Annotated in this window: 8 protein-coding genes; 6 read left to right on the top strand and 2 right to left on the bottom strand. The window is 69.5% G+C overall.

Annotated features, from left to right (window positions below):
- Both NKF06_RS18645 and NKF06_RS18640 read left to right on the top strand, forming a co-directional pair.
- On the top strand, window positions 1-1,165 hold a 1,165-nt coding region (locus NKF06_RS18645), incomplete at its 5' end, for a PQQ-like beta-propeller repeat protein (protein WP_253246270.1).
- Window positions 1,162-2,385: a PQQ-binding-like beta-propeller repeat protein gene (locus tag NKF06_RS18640; RefSeq protein WP_253246269.1), complete on the top strand. Its 1,224-nt coding sequence runs from the start codon at window positions 1,162-1,164 to the stop codon at window positions 2,383-2,385. The genes NKF06_RS18645 and NKF06_RS18640, both read left to right, overlap by 4 nt.
- 91 nt (window positions 2,386-2,476) lie before the next feature.
- Here the strand turns inward: NKF06_RS18640 and NKF06_RS18635 are convergent, their stop codons facing one another.
- A complete protein-coding gene (locus NKF06_RS18635) occupies window positions 2,477-3,163 on the bottom strand; it encodes a helix-turn-helix domain-containing protein (RefSeq protein ID WP_253246268.1) in 687 nt (228 codons plus the stop codon).
- Window positions 3,164-3,295: 132 nt separating this feature from the next.
- On the opposite strand from NKF06_RS18635, the gene NKF06_RS18630 reads away from it, so the two are divergent.
- The 4 genes from NKF06_RS18630 to NKF06_RS18615 all read left to right on the top strand — a co-directional run bounded on the left by NKF06_RS18630 (window position 3,296) and on the right by NKF06_RS18615 (window position 7,623).
- Window positions 3,296-4,114 carry an alpha/beta hydrolase gene (locus NKF06_RS18630; protein WP_253246267.1) on the top strand — a complete coding sequence of 273 codons (819 nt, stop codon included), beginning with the start codon at window positions 3,296-3,298 and terminating at the stop codon, window positions 4,112-4,114.
- 154 nt (window positions 4,115-4,268) lie between these two features.
- Window positions 4,269-5,135 carry a hypothetical protein gene (locus NKF06_RS18625; protein ID WP_253246266.1) on the top strand — a complete coding sequence of 289 codons (867 nt, stop codon included), beginning with the start codon at window positions 4,269-4,271 and terminating at the stop codon, window positions 5,133-5,135.
- 86 nt (window positions 5,136-5,221) lie between these two features.
- Window positions 5,222-5,998: an ABC transporter ATP-binding protein gene (locus tag NKF06_RS18620; RefSeq protein WP_253246265.1), complete on the top strand. Its 777-nt coding sequence runs from the start codon at window positions 5,222-5,224 to the stop codon at window positions 5,996-5,998.
- Complete coding sequence (locus tag NKF06_RS18615) at window positions 5,995-7,623, top strand: hypothetical protein (protein ID WP_253246264.1); 1,629 nt, start codon at window positions 5,995-5,997, stop codon at window positions 7,621-7,623. The genes NKF06_RS18620 and NKF06_RS18615 overlap by 4 nt, the downstream gene beginning before the upstream one ends.
- A gap of 63 nt (window positions 7,624-7,686) precedes the next feature.
- Here the strand turns inward: NKF06_RS18615 and NKF06_RS18610 are convergent.
- The coding region (locus NKF06_RS18610) for a PQQ-binding-like beta-propeller repeat protein (protein WP_253246263.1) at window positions 7,687-8,332 on the bottom strand (646 nt) is incomplete at its 5' end.

Here is an 8,332-nt window from a genome sequence, read left to right as displayed (position 1 = left end):
CGCCGGCTACGACCCGCAGGCGACGGGTCACGCGCCCGCCGGCCCGACCGAGGGAACCGTCTCGTGGAGCGTCTCGCGGAGTTCCGCCGACCCACCGCTCTACGGCGCGCTCTCCCCGCCGGTCGTCGCCGACGGCACCGTCTACGTCGCCGGGCTCGCTACCCACTATTACAGGCCGGACGACTTCGTGAGCCCACTGGCCGCAATCGACGCCGCATCCGGGTCGCTCCAGTGGGTCGAAGGCTTCGCGGACGGCCTCGGCGGCAGCCCCGCAGTCGCCGGTGACGGCTCCGGAACCGTCGTCATCGGCGGTTACGACGGCACGCTCCACGCCGTCGGAAGTGACGGGTCAAGCGAGTGGACCGCGGACCTCGGCGGCCGGCTCGGCACGCCGATGGCGTACGGAGACCGGCTGTACGTCGAAAGCGGCAGCGGTCGCCTGCACGCCGTCGGAAGCGACGGGAGTCGGCTGTGGGCCGCTGATAGACCGGGGCCGACGGAGCTCCTCGTCGGTCCGGACGAACCGGTCGAAACCACGATGCCCGTCGCCGACGACCGCGGCGTCTACGCCGCCTTCACGCCGTTCGAGCGGGAGCGCGAGGCGGTCGTCGTCCTCGGCTACGACCACGGCGGCAGGCGGCGCTGGCGGACGGTGCTCGACGGGCGGTACGGCCGGTCACCCAACGGCCTCGCCGTCACCGACGACGTGCTGTACGCGACCGTCGGCGGAACCGTCTACGCGCTGGACCCCGACACCGGCGAGCAGCGGTGGCAGTTCGTAACCGGTTCGGCTGTGGCAGGCCCGCCGACGGTCGACGACGAGCGAGTCTATGTCGGCGGGAAGAACCTCTACGCGCTCTCGCGGAGCGAGGGCGTCGAACAGTGGCGTGTGGTGAACGAAGCGCCGCCGAGCTACGACCGCGACCCGACGGCACTCCCGTATCTCGCTCGTCCCCCCGTTGCCGACGGGCGGGTCTACATCCGAACCGGAGCGGTCTCCGCCGCCGACGGGACGCGGCTGTGGGGCGGCGACGCCGACGAGTGGCTTCGGAGCGGGAACTACTTCGCCGAGCCGTACTACAGGCGGCCGGTGGCGTCGCCGGTCGTCACCGGGGACGCGATGTATCTGACCCACGCGCACCACGGGGTGGTGAAGGTCGCATGACCGACACCGGCAAGCGACCGACTCGGCGACGGCTCTTGGCGAGTCTCGGAAGCGCCGCCGTCATCGGCGCGGCGGGCTGTCTCGGAACGCGGTCGGAACACAACCCGACGAGCGGGGAGTGCCCCGAGTACGACCCCGTCGAACCCGCGACGACAGACTGGCGCGGCGTGATGGGCCCGGCGACGAACACCGGAGCCGTCGCGGCCGAGGCCGTCCCCGAGGGCGACCTCGGAATAGACTGGACGGTGCCCGTCGAGACCTACGTCGGCCACCACGTCCCGGTCGTCGCCGACGACACCGTCTACGTCCACGACATGGACGACGAACTCTCCGCGGTCGACGCCGCGACCGGCGAGCGGGTGTGGACCAAACCGCTCACCGACCCCGAACCCGCGCCCGCAGTCGGTGGCGGGACGCTCGTCGTCGTGACCAACGCGGAGACCCACGCGTTCGACGCGGCGACGGGAGACCGGCGCTGGAAGCGAGAAGACATCGACGGCGGCATCTTCGGCGCGAGTCCCATCGTCGCGGGTGACACCGTCTACGTCCAGTCGGGCGTGGCGACCCACGCGTTGGCGCGTTCGACCGGCGAGACCCGCTGGCGGGCCGCGACCGGGTTCCCCTCCGACTCGACGCCCGCGGTCGACGGCGACACCGTCTACACTGCTGGCGACGACACCTACGTCCGGGCGCTGGCCGCGGCCGACGGGACGGAGCGCTGGCGCGCGAAGACGAGCGCCCGAATCGCGTGTAACGTCTCGGTCGTCGAGGGGACCGTCCTTGTCGGGACAGAGGCCGGAAGCGTGCTCGGATTCGACGCTGAGACCGGCGAACAGCGCTGGCGCTATCGGCTCGAACCGAGGAAGACGAGGGACGAAAGCCGCCCGAGGCGGCCCGAGACCATCGCGACCGACGGCAGTCGAGTGTACGTCGCGACCGACGACCGACTGGTCACGCTCGCGCTGGCTGACGGGACCCGCTGTTGGGACAACCGGAACTACGCCGGGGGCTACGCGAGCGGCATCGCCGTCGGTGCGGGGAAGGTGTTCGTCCCGACGCACGACGACGGAGGCGGCGCGATGACCGTCCTCGACGCCCCGACCGGGAATACGCAACAGGAACTGATTGGAGACAAACGCCAACGCTTCGACATCGGCCCGAGCGTCGCCGGGGGCGGCGTCTACTTCGCTGGCCGGAGCGCCATCGTTCGGCTGAGTTAAACCGGCCGCCGGGCGCGACTCGGCCGGACAGGCCGTCGCTCGTTGGTTCTTCGGGTCTGTTAGCTCGTTGGTTCCTCGGGTCGTTGGTTCGTCAGCTCGGAAGCGGCGGCCACGTCGTCGCCACCGTCTCCGCGATGAGCCGGGTCTGTGCCCGTCGGAGTCGCTCAGAGGCCGAGGAGGCGGTGATACCAAGTTCGTCGGCGACCTCCCGCAGGGTGGCCCCGCGGGGGATGTCGAAGTAGCCCAGTTCGTACGCCGTCCGGAGCGCCTCGTCCTGTCGGTCGGTGAGCCCCTCGCCCGGCGGTTCGGGGTCGCCGTCGCGGGCGAGTCGTCGGAGTTCGAAGCCGGCGTTCCGCCGCCAGAACGATGCGAACCGCCCGAACGCGTCGCGGTCCGCGAACCAGCCTGTCTGCCGCCAACCACTCTGTCGGACCTCGATGCGCTCGATAATGGCGTCGACGGTGGCGAGGGCCTCCAGTCCGGCGAGGTCGTCGAGGCTGTCTCCGAGTTGTTCTTCGAAGCTCAGCGCCGGAACAGCCTGATACCGGCGGGTCTCGCCCGACTCGCCGATGCGCGTCCAGTCGGCCACGTCGAAGGCGTCACCCATGGCGGTTTCGAGCGCCCGCGTCTCTCCCCCGGTGACCGTCACGATGAACATCGGCCGCTCGCCGTGGTTGTACTGGAGTTCCAACGCGAGCGTCGCCTCCGGAACCGCCGCCGCGACCCCGGTCAGCGGGAGCGCGCCGCAGTCGATGTCGAACTCGGCGATGAGACCCATACGCCCGCTCTCTCGGCGGTCGATTATGGGCGTGTCGAAGCGGCCGAAACGGTCGATGCGCGTGGGAGCTACTTAAACGACCGCACGGCTGAGAGTGCGACTTAGCCGCCGCCGGCGACAAGCGAGACCGCGATGCAACCGATTCGATTCGAACGCGGAACAGAACTGTCCGACGAGCGATTCGGGAGCGGCGCGCCGCTTCTGTGCTGTCACGGCGGGATGGCACCGCCGGCGTACTGGGACGCGGTCGTCCCGCACCTCGGCGGCTACGAGGTCGTCGTCCCGGAGCGACCGGGCTTCGGCACCTGTCTGGACGACGCCGAGACGACGCCCGCCGAGGCGGTGCTGGAGCGCGAGGCCGAGTACGTCCGGGAACTCGTCGACGAGATTCGCGAGGCGACCGGACGCGACCCGGCGCTGTTCGGTCACTCCTACGGCGCGCTCACGGCTCTCGAAGCGGCGACCGACGCGCGGGTGGCGGCCGTCGCCGCCTACGAGCCGGCGGTGCTCCCGGAGGCGTACCGAATCGAGGCGGACCTCTCGGAGCGCATGGCCGCGCTCGTCGAGGCGGGAGAGCGGCGCGAGGCGGTCAAACGCTACGTCGAGCAGGTGCTCCACCCCGGCGGCATCGACGACCTCGACGCGTGGCTCGACGAGTGGCCCGTCTGGCCCGACTGCGTGGCCCTCGCCGAAGCGGTCGTCCGGATGAACCGCGCCGTCGAGCGCTACCGGCTTCCGACCCGCTTGGACGTGGACGCGCCCACCGTAGTCATGGCCGGCACCGGCGCCCCCGACTTCCTCCGTGAGAGCGCCCGGAACGTCCACGACGCCCTGCCGACCAGCCGGTTCGTCGAGTTCGACGCGCTCGGTCATGGCGGGCCCAGTGAGGACCCCGAACGGGTCGCGGATGCGGTCGACGCGTTCCTCCGTGAGCGGGTCGCTCACGCATAAAAATCCCGATTACACGGGTACAGATGTAATCACAGTCTCGGAGATACGACCCGTCTCGCGTTCGTTTGCGACCGAATCGCGAGTCGGAGACCCGACGCGGGAGAGACGATCTGTCAACCAAACTTTCTTTGCTCGGTGCGGAGACGTGGTCGGTATGGCAGCCCTCCAATCCATCGGTACAGCCGCCGGGTCCCTCAGACGGAACCCGATACTGTTCGTCGTCGCCGCGGCGTTCAGCCTGATTCAACTCCCGTCGATGTTCGCGCAGGCGGTCAGCCCACTCATCGGAAGCATCATCTCGCTGGGATTCAGCGGACTCATGATATTTATCCTCCCGTTCTTCCTCGGTGGCGTCCTCGGCATGGCAAACGAGGCCATCGACAGTCGAACCTCGCTCAGCACGTTCGTTAGCGAAGGAAAAACGCACTACGTCTCGCTGCTCGTGGTGTACTTCTCCCTGCTGGCCGTCAATCTCGTGTTGTCGTTCGTCGGGGTCTTCGCCTCGGTGTTCGTCGGCATCGCTGTCCTCGGGAGCGGCGGCGAGATGAGTACCGCTACACTCGCGATTCTGGGCGTCGTCGTCCTCGCCGTGACCCTCACCTACCTCGCCGTGGTGTTCGTCTCGCAGTTCTTCGGCCACGCCATCGTCATCGACGACCTCGGCGCGGTCGACGGCATCAAGCGGAGCGTCGCCTGCGTCAGGAACAACCTCGTATCGGTCCTCGGCTACACGGTCATCACCGGACTCGGTGGCCTCCTCGTCGGCGCGTTCGCTGTCGTCATTTCGTTCCTTCTCACCCCGTCGCTCCAGCATCAGGGGGCCGCAGTGACCGGTTCAGAAGCCGGTGCTCCCGCCGCGTCGGCGGTTTCGAGTCTCCCGACGGTCGGCGTCGTCGGCATGGTCGCCATCGCGGTCGGACTCGTGCTCGTCAGCGGTCTCGTCGGCGGGTTCTTCGCCGCCTACTCGACCGCGTTCTACCGGTCGATTCGACCGGCGAACTCCGGGGGAGTAAACGCCTGACACCGCCGCGAACCAACGCCATTTCTGTCGGTCGTGTATCAATTCGCAACCGTTAGGCGTCTGGGGGGCGAAACGCGGGCCGTCCCATGCCCTCCACCAACGCGGACGTCGCCATCGAAGCGACTGACCTCAGGAAGTCCTACGGTTCCGAGGTCGCGCTCGACGGCGTCTCGCTGTCGATTCCGAGCGGAACGGTGTACGGATTCCTCGGGCCGAACGGCGCGGGGAAGACGACGACGATGCGCATCCTGACGGGGCTCTCACAGCCCACCTCGGGGTCGGTCCGCATCTGCGGCCTCGACGTGAGCGACCGTCGAAAACTCGCGCCGCACGTCGGCTACCTCCCGGAGACGCCGCCGCTGTACGACGAGTTCAGCGCGCGCGAGCAGCTCGACTACGTCGCCGACCTGCGCGACCTCCCGGCGGAGACCGCCGAGGCGCGCATCGACGACCTGCTCGACCAGTTCGGTCTCGTCGGCGACGCGAACAAGCGCATCGGCACGTACTCGAAGGGGATGAAACAGAAGACCGCGTTCATCCAGAGCGTGCTCCACGAGCCGGACGTGCTGTTTCTCGACGAGCCGACCTCCGGACTCGACCCCCGCGCGGCGAGACAGATTCGGACCTCCATCGGCGACGTGGCCGACGCGGGGGCGACGGTCTTCCTCTCGACGCACATCCTCCCCGTGGTCGAGGCCGTCGCCGACGAGGTCGGCGTCCTGTTCGACGGTCGCGTCGTCGCCGAGGGGACGCCCGACGAGGTGAAATCGCGCGCCCAGACGGGCGGCGAGGGCTCGCTCGAAGACGCGTTCCTCGCGGTCACGAGCGACGAGACGCAACTGTCGGGTGTCGCCGACGAATGAGCCTCCGACGAGACGTTCGCCACGGCCTGCGAATCGGGCGCGCCGAGTTCGTGCGGAGTCTCCGGGGGTACGCCTCCGAGACGCGCCGAATCATCGGCCTCCTGTTGTTCTTGCTGTTCTTCGGTGGAACCCTCCTGTTTTCGCTTCCAGCCGTCTACGTCGTCGGCCGAGGCGCGCAGTCCGTGACCGAGATTCCCTTCTTCGACCTCGTTGCCACCGCGATACCCGTGGGGCTCACGCTCCTCGCGGCGTTCCGGACGCTCGAACGCATCGGCCGCGTCGAAAACGAGTCGCTCGTGCTCACGACGGTTCATCCGCGGGCCATCGTCATCGGGCTCATCACCGCCGAAATCGGTCGAATTGGTCTCTGGTTCGGGCTCCCGCTGGCAGTCGTCGCCGCGACGTTCACGGCCGGTCTCGGCGCGCCGTCCCTGTTGCTCACGACGGCCGTCGTCGCGGCCCCGCTGGCGTGCTGTACGACCGTCTGGGGCTACGCGGTCGGCGTCGCCGTGCTCCGCGGGTTCAAGCGCTTGCCCGGCGTCCGGCGCACCCTCAAGGTCGTCGGCTTCGTCGCGATGGTGGGGCTCGTCCTCGTCTCGCAGTCGTTCGGCCGGTTGCTGGCCGAGGGGACGCTCCCGCTCGAGTGGCTGGCGGCGACGCTGACGTTCGGGCCGCTCGCAGACTACCTCGCGCTCGCATTCGTCGGGACTCCGGTCGCCAGACCGTTCTCGGCGGCCGCCATCGTCACCTTCGCGGCTATCGTCGCACTCACGCCCGTCGGTCTCGTCGTCGCCACCCGGCAGGCGAGCGCCCTCTGGTTCACCGACCGCACGAGCGGAAGCGACCGAGTCTCGTCGGTTCCAAGCACGAAGGCTGATAGCTCGTCCGGCGGCTTCTCGACGCCGAAACCGCTCGCGGGGACGAACGGGGGCCACGTCGCGTGGGGCCTGCTCGTCCGCGGCGTCCGCCACCCGCAGAAGTTCACGCATCTCGTGATGCTGGTGTTCTTCCTCGGCCCGCTCGGGACGACCATCGTCCAGTCCTCGGCCGACGGCCTCGGACCGCTGCTCGCCGCGAGCGGGGCGGGCCTGGGAACCTATCTCGCGGGCGCGACGTTCGGCCTCAACCCCATCGGCGACGACCACCCGCAGTTTCCGATGTTGTTGTTGACTCCGACCGCGCCCCGGACGCTGGTCCGCGGTCGCGTGCTCGCCGGCGTGATTCTCGGCGTTCCGGTCGCCGCGGCGCTCCCGCTGGCGACCGTCGCCCTCGGCACGTCGCCGCTGTCGGCGGTCGGCTTCGCGCTCGTCGGCGTCCTCATGTGCGTCGCCGCGGCGGCCTTCTCGGTCGGCATCGGCGCGGCGTACCCGATATACGAGGAACGCGAGTTCTGGGGCACGACGACCGTCGTTCCTTCGACGCTCGTGCTGATGGCGTTCATGTTCGTCGTCGGCCCCGGCACTGTCATCGGCCTCGTCGCCACGTGGTTCGGCGTGACCGGTCACCTCTCCGCGACGCCGCTTCTCGCCGCCGGACTCGGGCTGTACCTCCTGGTGACCGTCGGCGTCTCCTACGGCTCGTACCGGTACGCGGTTCGACGGTACCGGACGTACACGTTCGAGTGACGGCGAGGGCGTCGTACGGACGCGAAACTCGGGGTCCGCAACCCCTGTGACGGCCCGCTGGCCTCAGTCGGCTACGCGGAACACGCCGGGGTTCCTGCCCGTCCCGGCGAAGTAGAGTTCCGACCCGCGGACCGACAGGCCACCGGTGGGTCGAACGTCGAGCGCCTTCGACCACAGTTCCTCGCTGGACGCCGCCGAGATGGCGGAGAGGCGGTCGTCGCTCGCCACGAACCGAGTATCGCCGGCGACGACCGGCGGCCGAGCGAACGTATCCGCATCGAGCGACAGCGTCCACTTCGTTGCGCCGTCGGCGGCGTCGAACGCGGCGAGACTCCCCCGCGAGGTCTGGGCGTGGAGCGTGTCGCCCGCGACGGCGGTCCGCGGGCTACCGTTCTCCGGGAGCGGAATCGACGCCTGCCACTGCGTCGACCCGTCTTCGAGGGCGAGGGCGAACACGTTCCCGCGGTGGGCGTTGTAGTAGAGGTGAGAGTCGCCCACCGCGAGCGGGACGCCACTCTGCGGGAGGTCCTCGCGCCGCCACCGCTCCTCGCCGGTCGCGGCGTCGAGTGCGGCGACGCCGTTCTGCTCGTGGTCGACGCCGGCTGGGGTGTAGACGACGCCGTCGCGGGCAACGAGCCCCGGTGACGCTGTCGAGGCGTCGTAGCTCCATCGCTCCTCGCCGGTCGCGGGTCGCGCCGACGACGGTCGA

Source organism: Haloferax sp. AB510, from assembly GCF_024136985.1.
Taxonomy (GTDB): domain Archaea; phylum Halobacteriota; class Halobacteria; order Halobacteriales; family Haloferacaceae; genus Haloferax.
Note: the sequence above shows the minus strand (reverse complement) of the source record. Positions and strands in the feature narration are given on the sequence as shown.